Annotated in this window: 14 protein-coding genes and 2 tRNA genes; 8 read left to right on the top strand and 8 right to left on the bottom strand. The window is 56.4% G+C overall.

The genetic code is table 11. The features are described 5' to 3' along the window. Window positions 1–44: 44 nt before the first annotated feature. Both LJA86_RS10415 and LJA86_RS10410 read left to right on the top strand, forming a co-directional pair. Entirely contained in the window at window positions 45–1,103 is a 1,059-nt protein-coding gene (locus LJA86_RS10415; RefSeq protein WP_045908595.1) for an FUSC family protein, read from the top strand. Between the two features lie 158 nt (window positions 1,104–1,261). Further along, window positions 1,262–1,597 carry a DUF496 family protein gene (locus LJA86_RS10410; protein WP_008499467.1) on the top strand — a complete coding sequence of 112 codons (336 nt, stop codon included), beginning with the start codon at window positions 1,262–1,264 and terminating at the stop codon, window positions 1,595–1,597. Window positions 1,598–1,644: 47 nt separating this feature from the next. Here LJA86_RS10410 and LJA86_RS10405 read toward each other — a convergent pair whose 3' ends face one another. Both LJA86_RS10405 and LJA86_RS10400 read right to left on the bottom strand, forming a co-directional pair. After that, the gene (locus tag LJA86_RS10405) at window positions 1,645–1,980 is read right to left on the bottom strand and encodes a gamma-glutamylcyclotransferase family protein (RefSeq protein ID WP_229226112.1); all 336 of its coding nucleotides are present in this window, start codon (window positions 1,978–1,980) and stop codon (window positions 1,645–1,647) included. A gap of 53 nt (window positions 1,981–2,033) precedes the next feature. Beyond that, window positions 2,034–2,109, bottom strand: a tRNA-Asn gene (locus LJA86_RS10400). A 161-nt stretch (window positions 2,110–2,270) separates the two neighbouring features. Between LJA86_RS10400 and emmdR the strand changes: the two genes are divergently transcribed. Together emmdR and LJA86_RS10390 are read left to right on the top strand one after the other, a co-directional pair. Beyond that, window positions 2,271–3,725 carry a multidrug efflux MATE transporter EmmdR gene (emmdR, locus tag LJA86_RS10395; protein WP_306580310.1) on the top strand — a complete coding sequence of 485 codons (1,455 nt, stop codon included), beginning with the start codon at window positions 2,271–2,273 and terminating at the stop codon, window positions 3,723–3,725. A gap of 103 nt (window positions 3,726–3,828) precedes the next feature. Then, a tRNA-Asn gene (locus LJA86_RS10390) sits at window positions 3,829–3,904 on the top strand. Between the two features lie 145 nt (window positions 3,905–4,049). On the opposite strand, the gene LJA86_RS10385 is transcribed toward LJA86_RS10390, so the two are convergent. From LJA86_RS10385 to shiA, 3 genes are all read right to left on the bottom strand, one after another. Then, the gene (locus LJA86_RS10385) at window positions 4,050–5,822 is read right to left on the bottom strand and encodes an aminopeptidase P family protein (RefSeq protein WP_229226111.1); all 1,773 of its coding nucleotides are present in this window, start codon (window positions 5,820–5,822) and stop codon (window positions 4,050–4,052) included. Window positions 5,823–5,840: 18 nt separating this feature from the next. Then, window positions 5,841–7,295, bottom strand: a complete 1,455-nt coding sequence (locus tag LJA86_RS10380; protein ID WP_045908120.1) for an AMP nucleosidase — start codon at window positions 7,293–7,295, stop codon at window positions 5,841–5,843. A gap of 73 nt (window positions 7,296–7,368) precedes the next feature. After that, complete coding sequence (shiA, locus tag LJA86_RS10375; RefSeq protein WP_229226110.1) at window positions 7,369–8,685, bottom strand: shikimate transporter; 1,317 nt, start codon at window positions 8,683–8,685, stop codon at window positions 7,369–7,371. 256 nt (window positions 8,686–8,941) lie between these two features. Between shiA and pagP the strand changes: the two genes are divergently transcribed. Continuing rightward, window positions 8,942–9,517 (top strand): lipid IV(A) palmitoyltransferase PagP, encoded by a 576-nt coding sequence (pagP, locus tag LJA86_RS10370; RefSeq protein ID WP_229226109.1) that lies wholly within the window; start codon window positions 8,942–8,944, stop codon window positions 9,515–9,517. On the opposite strand, the gene LJA86_RS10365 is transcribed toward pagP, so the two are convergent. The 3 genes from LJA86_RS10365 to LJA86_RS10355 are packed head-to-tail and all read right to left on the bottom strand — an operon-like array spanning window position 9,514 to window position 14,623. After that, a complete protein-coding gene (locus LJA86_RS10365; RefSeq protein ID WP_063622046.1) occupies window positions 9,514–10,479 on the bottom strand; it encodes an acyltransferase in 966 nt (321 codons plus the stop codon). The two genes, pagP and LJA86_RS10365, sit on opposite strands and share 4 nt — an antisense overlap. Then, window positions 10,476–13,538, bottom strand: coding sequence for an efflux RND transporter permease subunit (locus LJA86_RS10360; RefSeq protein WP_229226108.1), 3,063 nt, complete (start codon window positions 13,536–13,538; stop codon window positions 10,476–10,478). Before LJA86_RS10360 ends, LJA86_RS10365 begins: the two co-directional genes overlap by 4 nt. Further along, complete coding sequence (locus tag LJA86_RS10355) at window positions 13,538–14,623, bottom strand: efflux RND transporter periplasmic adaptor subunit (RefSeq protein ID WP_229226107.1); 1,086 nt, start codon at window positions 14,621–14,623, stop codon at window positions 13,538–13,540. The genes LJA86_RS10360 and LJA86_RS10355 overlap by 1 nt, the downstream gene beginning before the upstream one ends. Window positions 14,624–15,019: 396 nt before the next feature. On the opposite strand from LJA86_RS10355, the gene LJA86_RS10350 reads away from it, so the two are divergent. From LJA86_RS10350 to ldtA, 3 genes are all read left to right on the top strand, one after another. After that, entirely contained in the window at window positions 15,020–15,451 is a 432-nt protein-coding gene (locus LJA86_RS10350; RefSeq protein ID WP_028019628.1) for a universal stress protein, read from the top strand. 47 nt (window positions 15,452–15,498) lie between these two features. After that, entirely contained in the window at window positions 15,499–18,192 is a 2,694-nt protein-coding gene (locus LJA86_RS10345) for a cation-transporting P-type ATPase (protein ID WP_229226106.1), read from the top strand. Window positions 18,193–18,253: 61 nt separating this feature from the next. Continuing rightward, window positions 18,254–19,150: a L,D-transpeptidase gene (ldtA, locus tag LJA86_RS10340; RefSeq protein ID WP_229226105.1), complete on the top strand. Its 897-nt coding sequence runs from the start codon at window positions 18,254–18,256 to the stop codon at window positions 19,148–19,150. The last annotated feature ends 44 nt before the right edge of the window (window positions 19,151–19,194 follow it).

Here is a 19,194-nt window from a genome sequence, read left to right as displayed (position 1 = left end):
AAACACAGTACAATTGTGCTTTGCCGTGTAGCTGGAGAGCGGGTGTGCGTCCCGACAAATCATTAACCCCTTTTGAAATTCGGTTGTACAAACACTACCGCGTGGTGCACGGGTGTCGCATCGCGCTGGCGTTCGTGTTGACGTTTGTCCTGGTGCGTTTGCTGGAGGTTCCGGAAGGAACGTGGCCGCTGATCACGCTGGTGGTGGTGATGGGGCCCATCTCGTTTTGGGGCAACGTTGTCCCGCGCGCTCTGGAGCGTATTGGCGGGACCGTGTTAGGTTCGGCCCTGGGGCTTATTGCCCTGAAGCTGGAGCTGATCTCGTTCCCGGTCATGCTGGCATGGTGCGGTGCCGCCATGTTCCTGTGCGGCTGGCTGGCGTTGGGTAAAAAACCGTATCAGGCGCTGCTGATCGGTATTACTCTCGCGGTGGTGGTCGGTGCGCCCGCCGGGGATATGACTACGGCGCTGTGGCGAAGCGGGGATGTCATCCTGGGTTCACTGCTGGCGATGCTCTTCACCGGTATCTGGCCGCAGCGTGCTTTTCTGCACTGGCGTATTCAGATGGCCAGTTACGTCACCGCGTTTAACCGCGTCTATCAGGCCGGTTTTTCCCCGAATCTGGTTGAGCGCCCGCGCCTGGAAAAGCACCTGCAAACCATCCTTAACGACGTGGTCAAAATGCGCGGCTTGATCACGCCAGCCAGCAAAGAAACCCATATTCAGAAATCAATTTTCGAAGCCATTCAGACGGTGAGCCGCAATCTGGTCTGCATGCTTGAACTGCAAATCAACGCACACTGGGCCACGCGCCCCAGCCATCTGTTGATGCTTAACGCGCAGACTCTCAAAGAGACCCAGCAGATGACGCAGCAAACGCTGTTGACCATCGCCCATGCGCTCTACGAAGGTAACCCGCAGCCGATCCTGGCCAACAGCGAACGTCTGAATGAGATCGTCGCGGAACTGAAGCAGTTAATCAATGAGCGCCAGAGCGATAACGTGGCGGAAACGCCTATTCATGGCTACGTCTGGCTGAGCATGGAACTGGCGCGGCAGCTTGAGCTGTTATCGCACCTGATTTGCCGGGCGCTGCGCAAATAAAAGGCGTATGTGACGCCTGCTGCTTCGATTCAGCAGCAATTGGGGTTATGATAGCTTTAAACGATATACTCATTGTCATTCGCGGCCGCTGTCAGTAAGGTTATTGTTACAACGGTTGCTTTAACGAATCCGAATCTCACATTATCAGGGGTGTAAAAATGGAAACTACCAAGCCTTCGTTCCAGGATGTTCTGGAATTCGTCCGCCTGTTCCGCCGCAAAAACAAACTGCAGCGTGAAATCCAGGACGTTGAGAAGAAGATCCGTGACAACCAGAAACGTGTTCTGCTGCTCGACAACCTGAGCGACTACATCAAGCCAGGCATGAGCGTTGAAGCTATTCAGGGCATCATCGCCAGCATGAAGAGCGACTATGAAGACCGTGTTGATGACTACATCATTAAAAATGCTGAGCTGTCCAAAGAGCGTCGTGACATCTCTAAAAAGCTGAAAGTGATGGGCGAAATCAAAAACGGCGAAGCAAAAAGCGAGTAATCGCAGCGAATAGTGAAAAAGGCTCTCTGGTGACAGAGAGCCTTTTTTTATGGTTCAGAACGCGGCTGTAGCTGGTAAATCCAGGCTTGAACCTGCTCGCCTTCAGAGGTGGTCACCGTGACCTCAACCCGATCGTAGCCGTCTTCAAACTCATCCAGCATTGACCAGTGTGCGGCAAGGTGATCAGAGATAAACAGAAAGCCTTCGACGCGGGGGCCATCGGGGTGGAGCACGATCCCCGGGAAGTCCGCCGCAGCGCCCCAGCCGCGTTCGTAGAACGTACCGGAGACGAAACCGGCCAGCCATTCGCCACCGATGTTTTCAAGAATATGCGCATTTGAGTGGCCCGGGCGCAGCGTGCCGTAGACAAACAGAGCGTTCATTTTCCCTCATCCGCAAAGCAAAAAGCCTGCTTTAAAAGCAGGCTTTTCAAATTTGGCTCCTCTGACTGGACTCGAACCAGTGACATACGGATTAACAGTCCGCCGTTCTACCGACTGAACTACAGAGGAATCGTTGTGGAGGCTTATCTTAGCGGCGAAAAAAGTTTTGTCAAACCTGATCTTAGGGAAAATCGACTGATTGCTGATTCTGTCGTCAGTTTGTTGTAAATCCACACATCTTTTTCCGGAAAATACTTTGCAGGATGAGCATTTCTCCCCCATTATTTGAAATGGAGTTTCAACTTTTCTCGCTAAGGTCCATTTTGAACGTCACTGCCTCCTTACGCCAGGCGATCGCGCGCACGCCATGGTATGCAAAACGTAAAAGTTATCGGGTTCTCTTCTGGCGTGAAATCACCCCTCTTGCCGTGCCTATCTTCCTGGAAAATACCTGCGTTCTGCTGATGGGGGTGCTGAGCACCTTCCTGGTGAGCTGGCTGGGAAAAGAGGCGATGGCGGGGGTAGGTCTGGCGGACAGCTTTAACATGGTGGTGATCTCGTTCTTTGCCGCGATTGACCTCGGGACGACGGTAGTGGTGGCCTTTAGCCTCGGCAAGCTGGATCCCAAACGTGCGCGCGAGGCGGCACGCCAGTCGCTGATGATCATGACTATCTTTTCGACCGTTCTGGCGGCGGTGATCCACTATTTCGGCAAAGAGATCATCGATTTTGTCGCCGGGGAGGCCACGAACGAGGTTAAAGACCTGGCGCTGACCTATCTGGAGATGACCGTCATCAGCTATCCGGCGGCGGCCATCGCCCTGATTGGCAGCGGCGCGCTGCGCGGGGCAGGGAACACTAAAATTCCGCTGCTGATCAACGGCGGAATGAATATCCTGAATATTATCATCAGCAGCGTGCTGATCTACGGTGTGTTCTCGTGGGACGGGCTGGGCTTCGTCGGTGCAGGACTGGGGCTAACCATTTCACGCTATATCGGTGCGGCGGCGATTATCGGCGTGCTGATGGCGGGGATCACCCCCTCGCTGCGCCTCACGCTGAAGAGCTATTTCCGCCCCTTTAATTTCGCCATTATCTGGGAAGTGATGGGGATCGGCATTCCCGCAAGCATTGAGTCGGTGTTGTTTAACGGCGGGAAATTACTGACGCAGATGTTTGTCGCCGGGATGGGCACCGACGTGATCGCCGGTAACTTCATCGCCTTCTCCATTGCTTCGCTGATTAACCTGCCGGGTAACGCGCTGGGCTCTGCATCGACCATTATCACCGGGAAACGGCTCGGGAAAGGGCAGATCGGCCAGGCGGAGCGACAGCTGCGCCACGTTTTCTGGCTGTCGACCATTGGACTGACCGTGATTGCCTGGGGAACCGCGCCGTTTGCCGGGCTGATGGCCTCGTTCTATACCCATGAAGACGACGTTAAAGAGGTTGTAAAAGTCCTCATCTGGCTCAATGCGGCTTTTATGCCTATCTGGGCGGCCTCATGGGTACTGCCTGCCGGGCTGAAGGGGGCGCGCGACGCCCGCTTTGCGATGTGGGTGTCGATGCTTGGCATGTGGGGATGTCGCGTCGTGGCGGGGTATACGCTTGGGGTAATGCTCGGATGGGGTGTGATCGGCGTCTGGCTGGGGATGTTCCTGGACTGGGCCGTGCGGGGCGCGCTGTTCTACTGGCGTATGGTCAGCGGGCGCTGGCTATGGAAATATCCGCGACAAAATGCCTGACAATTGCGCGAAGTGGAGAATAAATCGTCAAACGATCGGAAATATGCATTCTGCCTTTGACATCCCGGGAGCGCATCGATAATATGCGCCCCGTTCACACGATTCCTCTGTAGTTCAGTCGGTAGAACGGCGGACTGTTAATCCGTATGTCACTGGTTCGAGTCCAGTCAGAGGAGCCAAATTTGAAAAGCCTGCTTTTAAAGCAGGCTTTTTGCTTTTCTGCATCGGGTAAAATTGTCGGGTGGCGGCTTCGCCTTACCCGACCTACAAAAACCTCGAATCGTAGGCCGGGTAAGGCGAAGCCGCCACCCGGCAAAAGCCGCACTATCCGTTCACACGAACCGGCGCCGTCGCCTCTACCAGCCACGGACGCGCATCGCTGTTTACCCGCGGTGACAGCGCCTCGCGTACCTGCTGGTGATACGCATCCAGCCACTGCTTTTCCTGCTCGCTCAGCAAATGCAGCTCAACCTGGCTTAAGTCGATCGGGATCAGCGTCAGCGAGGCAAACCTGCAGAACCCTGGACGGCTCTCCACAATCTCCACCTGGTTTTCAATACGAATACCGTGGCTATCGCCCAGATAGTATCCCGGTTCAATCGTCATGATATTGCCCGCCACCAGCGGCCACGGGTTGACCTTTTTGGCAATGCGATGCGGATTCTCATGGATAAGAAGCTGATGACCCACGCCATGCCCCGTGCCGTGATCGTAATCCAGTCCCATCTCCCACAGCGGACGACGCGCAAAGGCATCCAGCTGATGTCCCTGAGTCCCGGAAGGGAACTGCAGGGTAATCAGCGACAGGAAGCCTCTCAGCACGGCGGTGTAGTGCAGGCGCTGCTGCGGGTCGACCTTACCCCATGCCAGCGTGCGCGTGGCGTCGGTGGTGCCATTCACGTACTGACCGCCGGAATCGTTCAGGTAAAAATGGTCATGACCGATGGGCTTGTTGCTGGCCTCGCTCGAATGATAGTGGCACATCGCCGCATTGCTCGAAGAGGCGGAGATGGTCGCAAAACTCTGCTCGATGAACCCGGGCTGCTGTTGACGGAACGCCAGCTGCTGCGCCTGAACTTCCAGCTCGGTGAGCGGATTCCCTGCCGCCTCGCGCAGCGGCACTTCACGGCTCAGCCAGGCCAGGAAGTTGACCCAGGCGGCGCCGTCCTGGTGATGACACGCGCGATAACCGGCCAGCTCAACCGGGTTTTTGGTGGCTTTCATCAGGGTGATGGGGTCGGTCCGCCAGACAATCTCTCCCCGGGGTTCGATGGCAAAGCGCAGGGCGACCGGCGCGGAATCGGCATCAACCATCACCCGTTTTCCTGCAGCAATCTGCTGGCAGCGTTCGACAAAGGCGTCCTGCGGCGCAATGGTAAACGCATTGCGCACGTCTTCCGGTAGGGCGCCGAGCTTGCTGTCGTTAACAAACCACTCAACGTGGCCGTCACGGCCCAGAAGAGCAAAAGAGAGCGGTACCGGGCTGTAAGGGATATCCGCGCCACGGACGTTTAACAGCCAGGCGATATTATCCGGCAGGGTAACGGCGAGATAATCGGCATTGCTTGCAGCCAGCACGGCGGCGACGCGCTGACGTTTATCAGCGCTGCTTTCACCGCTGTATTCAACCGGCATTTCCCGGATAAGCCCCGCCGGTGCGGCAGGGCGGTCAGTCCATAGTGTGTCAAACGGCGAGGCTTTCAGCGGGACCAGCTCGCAAGGCGTGGCAGACAGTTGCTCAAACTCTGAATGGGTCATCAGCATTTGGTCAAAACCGATGCGCGTGCCCGCCTCGACGTTTGCCGTCAGCCAGTCTGCCAGCGGCTCGTTGTGCAGATGGTGGATCTCAACCTCATCCATATTCACCTGAACGCGGGCCTGCACCTGATAGCGCCCGTCGACGAACAGCAGCGCTTTATCCTTCAGTACAAGCGCGACGCCAGCAGAGCCGTCAAAGCCTGTCAGCCAGGCCAGCTTTTCGTCACAGGGCGCGCAGTATTCGCTCTGCCACGCATCCGCACGCGGGACGATCATCCCGTCGAGATGGCTGGCCTCAAGCCAGTGGCGCAGGGCAGAGAGCGGAGATGTGCTGGACATGGTTATTCCTTATCGTTATTAGCGGAACGGCGGCTCGTTGAAGGTGCGCAGCTTGCGGGAATGGAGCCGGTCACCTTCTGCCCGCAGCAGGTCAATGGCGCGAATGCCAATTTGCAGATGTTCGGATATCGCCCCTTCATAGAAACGGTTGGCCTGACCGGGCAGCTTAATTTCGCCGTGCAGTGGCTTATCGGAGACGCAAAGCAGCGTGCCGTACGGGACGCGGAAGCGATACCCCTGTGCGGCGATGGTGGCGCTCTCCATATCAATGGCCACCGCGCGGCTCAGGTTGAACCGCAGCGCGGAGGCGGAGTAACGCAGCTCCCAGTTCCGGTCATCCGTCGTGACGACCGTACCGGTGCGCAGGCGCTGCTTAACCTCTTCACCCGGCATGCCGCTGACCTCTTTGGTCGCGTCATACAGCGCACGCTGCACTTCGGCGATGCTCGGGATTGGGATATCCGGCGGCAGCACCGCATCCAGCACGTGGTCATCACGCAGATAGGCGTGGGCAAGCACGTAGTCGCCAATCAGCTGGCTTTCACGCAGGCCGCCGCAGTGGCCGATCATCAGCCACACGTCCGGACGCAGCACCGCCAGATGGTCGCAGATGGTCTTGGCATTTGACGGGCCCACGCCGATGTTAATCAGCGTAATGCCCTGACCGTCGGCGGTGATCAGGTGCCAGGCGGGCATCTGATGTTTTTTCCAGGCCAGGTCGGAAATGGCCTGCTCGGGCGCTTCGGTCTCCGCAGTGATCCAGATCCCTCCCGCACAGGAGAGGGCGATATACGGGCTTTCCGGGTCGAGGATCTGGCTGCAGCCCCAGCGGACAAACTCGTCAACGTAGCGGGTGTAGTTGGTAAAGAGGACGAACGGCTGGAAATGTTCGACGGGCGTGCCGGTGTAGTGGCGCAGACGCGCCAGGGAGAAATCGACCCGGCGGGCATCAAAGTGCGACAGGGGAGAAAATTCTGCCGGGTGATAGATCCCATCGGCCGTCTCATCGCCAATCTGCGACAGTTCCGTCGTCGGGAAGTGGCGGGTTAGCCCCGCGCTCATCGAACGGTCGAGGGTTAACGCCGAACCGTCAATCACGTAGGGGTATGGAATTTCATGCTGCGAGGGCTCAACGTGAATGTGCGCGCCGTAATCCTGATACAGCAGCGTAAGTTGTTCTTCGAGGTACGGGCGGAACAGGGCCGGGCGGGTGACGGTGGTGCTGTAGCAGCCGGAGTGGGTAAAACGGGCGTAGGCACGGGTTTTCGGTGTTGTGCTGGCGCTGCCGTCCCAGGTCACAGAGAGCGATGGATAAACAAAAAGGCCCTCGGTTCTGGCCTTTTCGTCGGGAAGTTTCCCTGTTTCGATATATTCGCTGATGGCGCTGCGCAGCGCGTTGACGGACTGTTCATACAGCGCGTCGAGTTTTTCCAGCGCCTGAGCCGGGGTCAGGCTGGAGCCCTTATTATTCATCTCTGTCTCCTTGTTCCACAGGTGTGCGACTCTACCCGATAGTATGTCACACGCCTGTGAAACAAAAGTGAGATCAGCGGTGGCTCGTCTCTTTCATCAATAGCGCCGTTGCCGCCGACAGCAGGCAACCGGCCAGCAGATAAACCGCCACGCTGTGCCAGTTACCGCCGGAGAAGGTCACCAGCGCGGCGGCAATAAACGGCGTAAACCCGCCGCCGACCACGCTTGCGACCTGGTACCCCACGCCCGCGCCGCTGTAGCGGTAGCTGGCGCCGAACAGTTCGGTAAACATCGGCTGCTGCACGCAGACCACCATATCGTGAGCGATGTTCGCGAGCATGATGGCAAAGAAGACAATCCAGAAGATCGACTGCGCCTCCAGCGCCATAAAGAATGGCCAGGCGCTGAGGCTCCCAATCAGCGCGCCGGTGATGTAGACGCGACGGCGGCCAAACCGGTCCGCCAGCCAGGCGAAGCAGGGTATCGTCAGACAGCTGATCCCGCCGACCAGCAGGCCGATATTCAGGAACAATTCACGGGGCAGGCCGAGATTCTGCGTCGAGTAGTTCAGCGCAAAGGCGGTGACGATATACATCGTCAGCAGCTCGCACAGGCGCAGGGCGATAATTTTCAGAAAAGCGCCAGGGTGCCGAATCAGGGCTTCCATCACCGGCAGCCGCTTTTTGACGGCCGGTTTTTCCTGCTGCTGCTGTTCGAATTCAGCGGACTCCTCCATGCCGTTACGGATCCACAGTGCGGCAATCACCAGCACGATGCTGAAGATGAACGGAATGCGCCAGCCCCAGCTCAGGAACTGCTCGTCGGTGGTGAGCTGGCTGATTAACGACACCAGCCCTGTAGAAAGCAACAGCCCTACGCCGTACCCGACCTGCACGCCGCTGCTGTAAAACGCTTTCTTATTTTTTGGCGCGCTCTCAACGGATAGCAGCGCCGCGCCGCCCCATTCGCCGCCCACGGCGAAGCCCTGAATGGCGCGTAATGTCACCAGCAATACCGGGGCCCACCAGCCAATGGCGGAAAACGACGGGAGAATGCCTATTAGCGCGGTGGCGATCCCCATCATCCAGACGGTGAGCATCAGCATGCGCTTGCGGCCCAGGCGGTCGCCGAAGTGGCCGAAGATCACCCCGCCCAGCGGGCGAAACAGAAAGCCGACGCCGAAGGTGGCAAACGCGGCGAGCGTACCCATCGCAGGGCTGATCTGGGGGAAGAATTCACGGTTAAACACCAGCGCGGCGGTAATGCCGTAAAGCAGAAAATCATACCAGTCGACGACGGCACCCGCGAAGCTGCCGAGTGCGGCGCGGCGGGCACGATTGAGCGAAGGTGTCTCCGCGTTGGGACGATCGGAGATGAGGGTGGAGTCCATAGTTGTCCTGTCCGTACTGATTTTTTAATTATTGGTATAAGAAAAGGTCACTCACATTGCGCCCGTCATATAAACGGAACCTATGAGACTACCGCGACAAAACGCCTGAGAAAACGTTTTTATCTTTCCGGAAGGTGCTGAATAAATAAATTTCATCCACACCTGCGGCGAGATAATTGCCTCTTCTGGCTTCGCTAAGTGCTGAATGGTTTACAGTAATAGTGACCGCCGCGTGAGTTAAGCTGAGGGAATAACGATGCAACGCACCTTTTCGGCATTCTGGATGATTCTGTTTTTATTCGTCGCACCGCTTCAGGCGGAGCCCAACGTCTATGGCGAGCAACGCATCAGCGGCTGGTGGAATGCGTTGACGGAAGACATTTCGCAAACCTGGGCGCAGCCTCAGCGTTACGATCTGTACCTGCCGTTTCTGAGCTGGCACGCTCGCTTTATGTACGACAAAGAAAAATCCGACAAGTACAACGAAATGCCGTGGGGAGGTGGGCTGGGCGTTTCCCGCTATAACGAAGAGGGTAACTGGAGCGCGCTTTTCGCGATGATGTTCAAGGACTCGCACAACGAATGGCAGCCCGCGATGGGCTATGGCTGGGAGAAGGGCTGGTATCTGGATAATGCCAGAGATTTCCGCCTTGGGCTCGGTGCCGCCGCGGGCATCACGGCGCGCGATGATTTTGCGAACTATGTCCCGCTACCGTTCATCTTCCCGCTTTTTTCGGCCAGCTATCAGCGCGTTACCGTCCAGTTCACCTATATTCCCGGGACTTATAACAACGGCAACGTGCTCTTTGCCTGGCTGCGCTTAGGCTTTTAAAGGGTGATCACCTTTTTTGCCACGGCGTTAGACAATACCAGCATGGAGAAGAGAACAGAGGTGACGAACGTAAGTACAATCAACGCCAGCTTCATGCCGAGTGACGTCACCGGTATCAGCGCCGTCAGCAGATGAAACACCGAGTAGTGCACAATATATACGCCAGTCATCGTTTTGCTGATGGCGGCCAGTATGGACTCCTTAAACTCAGCATTGCGGCGAAAGCGCACGCCGTTCGCCGCAATCACCAGGGCAATAATCAGGATGTAGATCTGCGAGCCGGTGAGGATAAAGGCGTTTCTGTCGGCCTTAAACAGGGCAAAAAAGAAGTGGCGCTCGTAAAACCAGGTGAAGAGATAGATAAACGGGATGGCGATAACCGCCGCCCGGACTACATTTTTGCGGCTTATCCACTCGGCGATTTTAGGATCGCAGAAGAGTTGCCCCGTCAGATAAAACAGCAGCCACGTCCACAGTCGATACTGCGGTGAAAGAGAAAGGGCGTGCGTTTCAGGATAAAGCGCCGATAACAGATCGTATCCGTAGGAAAAGAACAGCAGGGCAGCAATCGCGCCGCAGAACAGCGATCTCCGCTGGCTAAGCCACTCTACCGCCGGGTGGAAGGTGTAAATCACGACAAAGGCGAACACGAACCAGGGCTGGATTAAATACCCGCGCTGATAAGGCTCCCACAGGTAGTAGATCGTTATCCAGAACAGAAAAACAATCACAAGACTTTTAATTTTACCCAGCTGCCAGCGCGTGCCGTGCCGGGATTGTCCGTCGAGATAGCCCGACACCACAAAAAACAGCGGTGTAGCGATCGTCGAGATAAAGGTTAAAAACCCCAGGATCCAGTGATAGTCATAATCATAATGATCCCAGGTATTGTAGATGGTGAAGAAGGTCACCGCCGTCATACAGCCCAGCGTCTTGATAATGTTCAGCCCTGTCGCATTCATTGTTGTTTGGCTTCGTCCTTACGATGGAAACACGCATAGATCACGGGGAGTACCAGTAGCGTCAGGATTGTAGCAAACCCCAGTCCAAACATAATCACAACAGCCATGCTCTGGAAGAAAACATCCAGCAGTAGCGGAGCCAGGCCAAGTACGGTCGTGAACGCGGTGAGCAGGATAGGGCGCAGGCGCGAGGTGGCGGCATAAACGATCGCACTGTGCTGATCCTTTTGCGTTTTCTGCTGTTCGATCTCTTCCACCAGCACGATGCCGTTGCGGATGAGCATTCCGCTCAGGCTCAGCAGACCAATCAGCGCCATAAAGCCAAAGGGAATGCCGGTAATTAAAAATCCTGGTGTGACGCCAATCAACGCCAGCGGTACGGTCAGCCAGATTGCGACGGCATTTTTTACCGAGCTGAACATCAGCACCGTAATGACAAACATCACCAGATACCCGAGAGGCAGCGTTGTGAACAGCCCTTGCTGCGCTTCACTGGAGTTTTCCGCATCGCCCCCCCACTCGATGCTGTAACCGTGTGGCAGGGGAAGGGCATCTACCTGCGGCTTCACGCGGGCGAGAATATCGCCGGAGGTTTGTTGGGTCAGCGGGTCCGGGTCCGTCTGAACCGTCAGTACCCGCGAGCGGTCGCGTCGAAGAATGAGCGGATCTTCCCACTCCAGAGAGAAGCGACTGACGACGTTACTCAGCGGGATATACTGCTGCCGCGCCTGGCTCCATACCAGCACGTTGTTCAGGTGGCTGGCATCCAGCCTTTCGCTTTCCGGGGGCCTCACCACCACGGGCAGCAGGTCGCTGCCTTTCCGATACAACCCCGCCCGGCTGCCGGAGAAATTCATCTCCAGCGCGTTGTCGACGTCCTGTTTATCCACGCCAAGCTCGCGTCCCAGCGCGGCAACGTACTGCGGGCGGATCACTTTGCTGCGGTTTTGCCAGTCGTTTCGGACGCTCCCCGTAGCCGGATCGCGCGCCAGAATATCGTCCACCTGGCTGGCAATCAGACGCAGCCTGTCAGGATCCGGGCCTTTAATGCGCACTTCAATGGCGCTGTCGCCGGAAGGGCCAAACATCACCCGTTTCGTGCTGGCGTTCACCTGCGGGTAGTTTCGCGCGATGTACTCGTCAACGTGGCGGGTCAAGGAGGAAATGTTACGCTGGTCATCCATGCGCACCATGATCTGCGCATAGTTGCTGTACTGCCGCTGTCCGCTGTAGGTCAGAATAAACCGCATGCTCCCCTGACCGATGGTGGAGACGGTGGTTTCCACGCCGGGCTGGCCCTTGATGGTTTTCTCAATATCACCGGTCATTTTCTCGGTCCATTTGATATCGGTCCCGTAGGGTAACCACAGGTCGACAAAGAAAATCGGCGTATTGGACGACGGGAAAAAGTTTTGCCGCACCGCGCCAAACCCCCAGACAGACGCGGCCAGCAGGGCCGCCATCACTACCAGCGTCGGTGCCTTATGGTGCAGCAGCGTGTTAAGCAGGCGCTGATAGAGGCGGTAGAGACGTTTGTCGTAAGGATCTGACTCGTCAGTGGTCTCCGGCGCGCTGTCGTTTTTAAACAACCACCACTTAATCATCACCGGGGTGAGGGTGAGCGCCGAGAACCAGCTCAGCATCAGGGAAATCAGCAGCACCTGGAAGAGGGATTTACAGTATTCCCCGGTGGAATCCTGCGACAGCCCGATAGGCGCAAACGCAAGGATAGCGATCACCGTCGCCCCCAGCAGCGGCAGGGCGGAGCGACGGATGATAGTGTTAACGGCGGTCAACAGCGGGGAGCCCTGCTGTCGGGCAATCAACACCCCTTCGACAATGACGATGGCGTTATCCACCAGCATGCTGAGGGCGATAATCAGCGCCCCAAGCGAGATGCGCTGTAGCTCAATGCCCCAGAGATACATAATCAGCAGCGTGCCCAGCACGTTAAGCGCGAGGGAAAACGCGATGATGATCCCGCTGCGTACGCCCATAAAGATCAGCAGCACGCCGATGACAATCGCCAGCGCCATCAGGAAGTTAATAATAAAACCGTTAACAGAGTGGCCCACTTCGGCTGCCTGATCGTAAAACAGGTCTATCTGTATGCCTGCCGGTTTTTCCGCCGACATCTGGTTTAGCTTCGCCTCCAGCGCGTAGCCCACGTCGATCACGTTCACACCGGGAATAAACGAGACGCCCATGGTGACGGCTTTTTTGCCGTTGGCATGGTAGATACTGGCTGGCGATTCGTTCAGCCCGCGCGACAGCGTGGCGATATCCCGCAGACGCGTCGCCGCCCCCGTGCCGGAAGGCGTGATGATGAGATCCGCCAGTTCATCAAGATTCTCGAATTCACCGGTCGGGTGCAGACGAATGGATTCGCTGCCAGAGGTGATTTCTCCGGCGCTGGAAACGACGTTAAGCCTGCTGAGCAGGCCGGAAAGCTGGTTCAGGGTAATGCCGCGCGCGGCCATTTTGGTCAGGGAAATATCGATATTGACCTGTTGGCTAATCGCTCCGCCGATAGCAACCTTCGCGACCCCGTGGACCAGAATCAACTCGCGGCGCAGCTGCTCCGCGTATCTCACCAGTTCAGGATTACTGAATTCATCCCCGGAAATGGCGAAGAAGAAGCCGAACACGTCGCCGAAATCGTCATTCACAAAGGGCGTGACGACGCCGGGCGGGAACTGACGCGAGGCGTCGCCCACGCGGCGGCGCAGTTCATCCCAAATCTGCGGCAGTTCATTTGAGTGATAGCGTGACGCGATGTTAACGGTGATTTGCGACAAACCGTTTGAAGAGATGGAGCTCACGTTGTCCAGATAAGGCAGCTGCTGAAGGGCATTCTCCAGCGGCAGCGTCACCTCTTCTTCGACCTGCTGAGCGGATGCGCCGGGGTAGTGGGTGACCACCACTGCGGTTTTGATGGTAAAAGCGGGATCTTCCAGCCTGCCGATATTCAACAGCGCGAAAATACCCCCGATGCCCAGCAGCAGAATCGTTAGCCAGACGCGAACAGGGTTATTAATAAATTGACGAGAGATATCCATTACAGTCCCCGTTCACGCGTCCAGATACGCACCGGCTGGTTAGTATGCAGCTCCCCAACGCCTGCGGCTACGACGCGCTCACCCGCCTTAAGCCCGCTGGTGATCACCACGCCTTCGGTAATCACTTGCCCCACGCTGACCTTGCGGTCTTCAAGATGGAGCGTGTCGCCTTCTCCTGCCACAACCCAGACGTGCGGCTCATTGCGCGGGCTGTTGTCCGGGTTAAAGACTGCCTCAACCGGTACGACCAGCGCCTGAGTGCCCGCGCCAGCCGGGAGGTTGGTTAAATTAATGGTCACCGTACCGCTTACGCCACCGACGGCGGGAAAATCATCTGGCCGCGGCATGGTGAGTATTACCTGCCAGGTCAGGGTATTACTGTCGCTGCTGCCCGAGTGTTCTTTATAAACGGCGGTAAATTCCCGATCCGGAATGGCGTTAATTCTCACTACCGGGCGATACTGCGCGTTGCGAATATCAAAGGTTTTAAACAGGTTTTCAGGGATGCTGAACACCACGTCAAGCAGATCGGTGCGGGTTAACGTCGCGATGGGCTGACCGGCAGACACCACCTGATGGTTTCGGACATGTACGCTGGCCGCCGTCCCGCTGAAGGGGGCGACAAGCGTCATTTGATTCAACTCTTCTCGGGCGATCTGTAGCGCCGCATTCGCCGAATCGCGGTTCGCACGCTGCACGTCCATTTCGGCTTTCGAAATCGCCTGGCGGCCCGCCAGCGTCTGGAAGCGATCGAATTGCCTCTGGGCCAGCGTTGCCGCCGTTTGTCTGTCATTAACCCGCTGCTGGGCTTCACGGGCATTCAATCTTGCAAGCTGTTGACCCTGCTTGATGACTGCGCCCTGACGCACATCGAGCGCTTCAATTTGACCTGCGCGCTTGAAGGAAAGGTCTGTGGCATCGCCCGATTCAATGCGGGCGGGAAAAACGCGCTGCTGGGCGTTACCGGGAACCGTCACCTCCGCTACTTTTACCATTCTGGGCAGGGGGGAGACGTCTTTGGGTTTCGGGTCGCACGCTGTGAGCGTTAACAAAACGAACGGTAAAAGAGAGAGGTAGCGGTTCACTGTATTCCCCTAATAAATAACTGTTTTATTTATTCCATAACCTGGACAGGGGTGACACTATTCTGCCAGAACAGTGACGACCATATAGGTAAATAAACCAATCGCCGTGCTGGCGATAATGGCAAGCGCAATAAACATACCCAGTCGGATCAGGCTTATACCATACATACATTCCTCCATGAGCCGGAAGCGGTGGCTAACTATGAGCATAGTCGGCGAAAAGATAAATGTTAAATAACCATTAGCAGTGGGGAAGCGCTAAACCTGATATTCCTGTGCTACGTTTAATATTATTCATCTCTTTTTACCGTAACTGGCATTAAGGGCAACCCCCTGCATTTAATGCGTTTTTATGCTTCATTCACTCTCATGTTGGTTATAAAAAGGATGCTCGATATGTATAAAAACATTCTCGTTCCGGTGGACGTCTACGAGACAAGCCTGGCGGATAAAGCGTTGCAACATGCACAGTTTCTGGCGCAAAGCGCATCGGGTGACATTCATTTGCTGCACGTCATGCCCAAATTTTCAGCCGAACTGACGCGCGGTTTTATTTCAGATGCGCGCAAGATGGATGAATATATGATTAATAATTCGAAAGAAAAACTGTCTGACCTGGTCAAAAAATTGAATCTGCCAGAAGAGCGGGTTCATCTCCATGTTCGTAGCGGAAATGTTCGTGATGAGGTTATTAAGCTGGCGGATGAACTTGCTGCTGGCGCGATTATTGTCGGCTCTCGAAATCCAAATATTCAAACCCATTTGTTAGGATCGGAGGCGGCAAGTATTGTCCGTTACGCCCATGTTCCTGTTTTCGTTATTCGTTAATTACATGAAAGCAAGGTGATTTCTGAATAGAACCTGAGGAAGGAACGATGAAAACAGGAAAACCTGAACGTCCGTATTATCAACAAACCGTTGACGAAACCCTGTCGAATATCCACTCCACTCTGGAAGGACTTAGCGGCACTGAGGCATCAGCCCGACTTCAGCAGCATGGTGAGAATGCATTGCCGCAAAAAAAGGGCAAACCCGCCTGGCTGCGCTTCCTGGCGCATTTTAACGATGTATTGATTTACGTTCTGCTGGTGGCCGCGTTGCTTAAGCTCTTTATGGGCCACTGGGTAGACATGTTCGTGATCCTGGGGGTTGCCATCATTAACGCGCTGATTGGCCATATCCAGGAGAGCAATGCTGAAAAATCGTTGCAGAGTATTCGCAATATGCTCTCCAGCGAAGCCGTGGTGGTACGACAGGGGAATCATGAAACGATCCCCACCACGTCGCTGGTCCCGGGTGATATCGTGGTGATCCGCGCCGGGGATCGTATTCCTGCGGACCTGCGTGTGATTGAAGCGCATAACCTTCGCGTGGAGGAGGCCATCCTGACCGGCGAATCCACCGTTGTTGAAAAAAACAGCGATGCGCTAAGCGGGGAACTGCCTTTAGGTGACCGGTATAATCTGCTTTACTCAGGCACCACCGTCAGCTCCGGCGGCGGTAAAGGCGTGGTGGTGGCAACCGGGGGCGAGACCGAGCTTGGCCACATCAATCAGATGATGTCCGACATTGAAAAGCACCGCACGCCGCTGATGGTGCAGATGGATAAGCTCGGTAAAACCATCTTCATTACTATCCTGGTCATGATGGTGGCGCTGTTTGTTTTCAGCCTCTTGTTCCGGGATATGCCGGTTTCTGAACTGGTGCTGTCGCTTATCAGCCTCGCCGTTGCCGCCGTGCCGGAAGGCCTGCCGGCCATCATTTCCATCATCCTTTCGCTTGGCGTACAGGCCATGGCGCGTCGCAAGGCCATCATTCGTAAGTTGCCCACGGTGGAAACCCTGGGCGCAATGACGGTCATCTGCTCGGATAAAACCGGCACCCTGACGATGAATGAAATGACGGTCAAAGCGGTGATTACCGCTGAGACGACCTATCGCGTGGAGGGCGACAGCTACGAACCGGTGGGGAATATTCACCCCGTAGATGACCCGACGCCCGTCAGCGTGACGCAGGGGTCCCTGCTGGAACGCTACCTGCGCACCATTGACCTCTGTAATGACAGCCAGCTGATCAAAGACGAGCAGGGGCTGTGGAAAATCACCGGGGGGCCGACCGAGGGCGCGCTGAAGGTGCTGGCGGCGAAAATCCTGCTCCCAGCGCTTGATACGGAAATGCGCAGTAAAATCCCGTTTGATTCGCAGTATAAATACATGTCCACGCTCTACCGGCTGGGTGAAGAAGAGGTGATTTTAATCACTGGCGCGCCGGACGTCCTGTTCCGCCTCTGTCAGTACCAGCAGACGAATGACGGACTGCAGCCGTTCGATCAACCTTACTGGGAAGGCAAGATCGAAGAGTATGCCCGGGAAGGGTTGCGTATGGTGGCTGCGGCCTGGAAACCTGCCCGCGAGGGACAGCGCGAGCTGGATCACCCGGACCTGCGTGATGGCGTGATCCTGCTGGGTATTGCGGGAATGATGGATCCGCCGCGTCCGGAGGCCATTACCGCGATCGCCGACTGTCTGCAGGCCGGGATTCGCGTGAAAATGATCACCGGCGACCACCCGCAAACGGCCATGAGCATTGGGCAAATGCTGGGGATTGGTAACGCTGCAAGCGCTATCACCGGACGCGAGCTGGAGGCGATGGACGACCGTCAGCTGAGCGACGCCGCGCAGCAGTACGATATTTTCGCCCGAACCAGCCCGGAGGATAAATTCCGCCTCGTGCAGGCCCTGCAAAGTAAACAGGAAGTGGTGGGCATGACCGGGGATGGCGTAAATGATGCTCCGGCGCTCAAGCGGGCGGATGTGGGTATCGCCATGGGGATTAAGGGGACAGAGGTCACCAAGGAAGCCGCCGACATGGTGTTAACGGATGACAACTTTGCCACCATTGCCAGTGCGGTGCACGAGGGGCGTCGTGTTTACGATAACCTGAAAAAAACGATTCTCTTCGTTATCCCGAGCAACATTGCGCAGGCCCTGCTAATCATCATCGCGCTGCTGGCGGGGAACCTGATCCCGCTGACGCCGGTCCTGATCCTGTGGATGAACATGGCGACGTCGGCAACGCTGTCGTTTGGCCTGGCGTTTGAAGCGGGTGAGAAGGACATCATGAACCGGCCACCGCGTAAGGCGAATCTGCATGTGATGGACGGCTATGCCATCTGGCGCGTGGTGTTTGTCGGTCTGATGATTGCCATCAGCGCTTTCGTGTTGGAAGCCTGGCTACAGCCGCGCGGTTACTCGGCGGAATTTATCCGCACCGTGCTGCTGCAAACCCTGGTGACCGCGCAGTGGTTTTACATGCTTAACTGCCGCGTTAATGACGGCTTCTCGCTGAGCAAAGGCCTGCTGGCGAATAAAGGGATTTGGATCGTGAGCGGTGTACTGCTGGCGCTACAACTTCTTATCATTTACGCACCGTTCATGCAGATGCTGTTTGGCACCGAAGCACTGCCGTTCCGCTACTGGGTCATCACCTTCCTGATTGGTTTTGTGATGTTCCTTATTGTCGAGGCGGAAAAAGTGCTGACGCGCAGATGGCGCAAAACCGAGGCGTAATAGCGTAAACTGAGAAAGCCTGCCTGAGTCGAGGCTTTCTCTTTTTTGAGCACAGGAAATTATGATGCGATTTACCTGGTTCGTCCTTACGCTGTGTGCCGCTGTACCCGGCGCGTTTGCCGTAACCTATACCTTACCGCCGGAAGGCAGTCGTCTGGTGGGAACCCCGATTATCATCACCGTTCCCGAGCGCAATACGTTACCGCTTGAGGCCTTTGCCGCGCAGTACGGGCAGGGGCTAAGCAATATGCTGGAAGCGAACCCGGGGGTGGATCCTTTCTTGCCCAAATCCGGCACCCGGCTGGTGATTCCCCAGCAGCTGATTTTGCCCGACACCGTCCGCGAGGGGATTGTCGTTAACGTGGCGGAAATGCGTCTCTACTATTATCCACCGGGCAGCAATACCGTTGAAGTGCTGCCCATCGGCATCGGTCAGGCCGGGCGCGAAACCCCGCGTAACTGGGTAACGGCGGTTGAACGTAAGCAGGTGGGGCCAACCTGGTCTCCGACGCCGAATACGCGCCGTGCCTATGCGGCAGAGGGGAAAACGCTGCCTGCCTTCGTGCCCGCCGGACCGGATAACCCGATGGGGCTGTATGCGATCTATATTGGCAGGCTGTATGCCATACACGGCACAAACTCGAATTTCGGCATTGGACTGCGGGTGAGCCAGGGCTGTATTCGTCTGCGCAGTAACGACATCAAATACCTTTTCGATAATGTCCCCGTTGGAACCCGCGTACAGCTTATCGATAGGCCCGTTAAAGTCACCACGGAACCGGACGGCAGCCGCTGGGTGGAGGTTCACGAGCCATTATCACGTAATCGCGCGGAGTTTGAATCGACCCGGAAAGTGCCTCTGCCAATGTCAGCCGCGCAGCGGACGCAGTTGATAAACGAGGGGGCGGGAGCCGAACTGGAACGGCGGTCAGGGATGCCGGTGAAGCTTGCTTATTGAGGCTGTGTTGCCCGGTGGAGCTGCGCTTACCGGGCCTACAGTCC

The organism is Enterobacter sp. TCD1-1, from assembly GCF_020567405.1.
Classification (GTDB): domain Bacteria; phylum Pseudomonadota; class Gammaproteobacteria; order Enterobacterales; family Enterobacteriaceae; genus Enterobacter; species Enterobacter quasiroggenkampii.
Note: the sequence above shows the minus strand (reverse complement) of the source record. Positions and strands in the feature narration are given on the sequence as shown.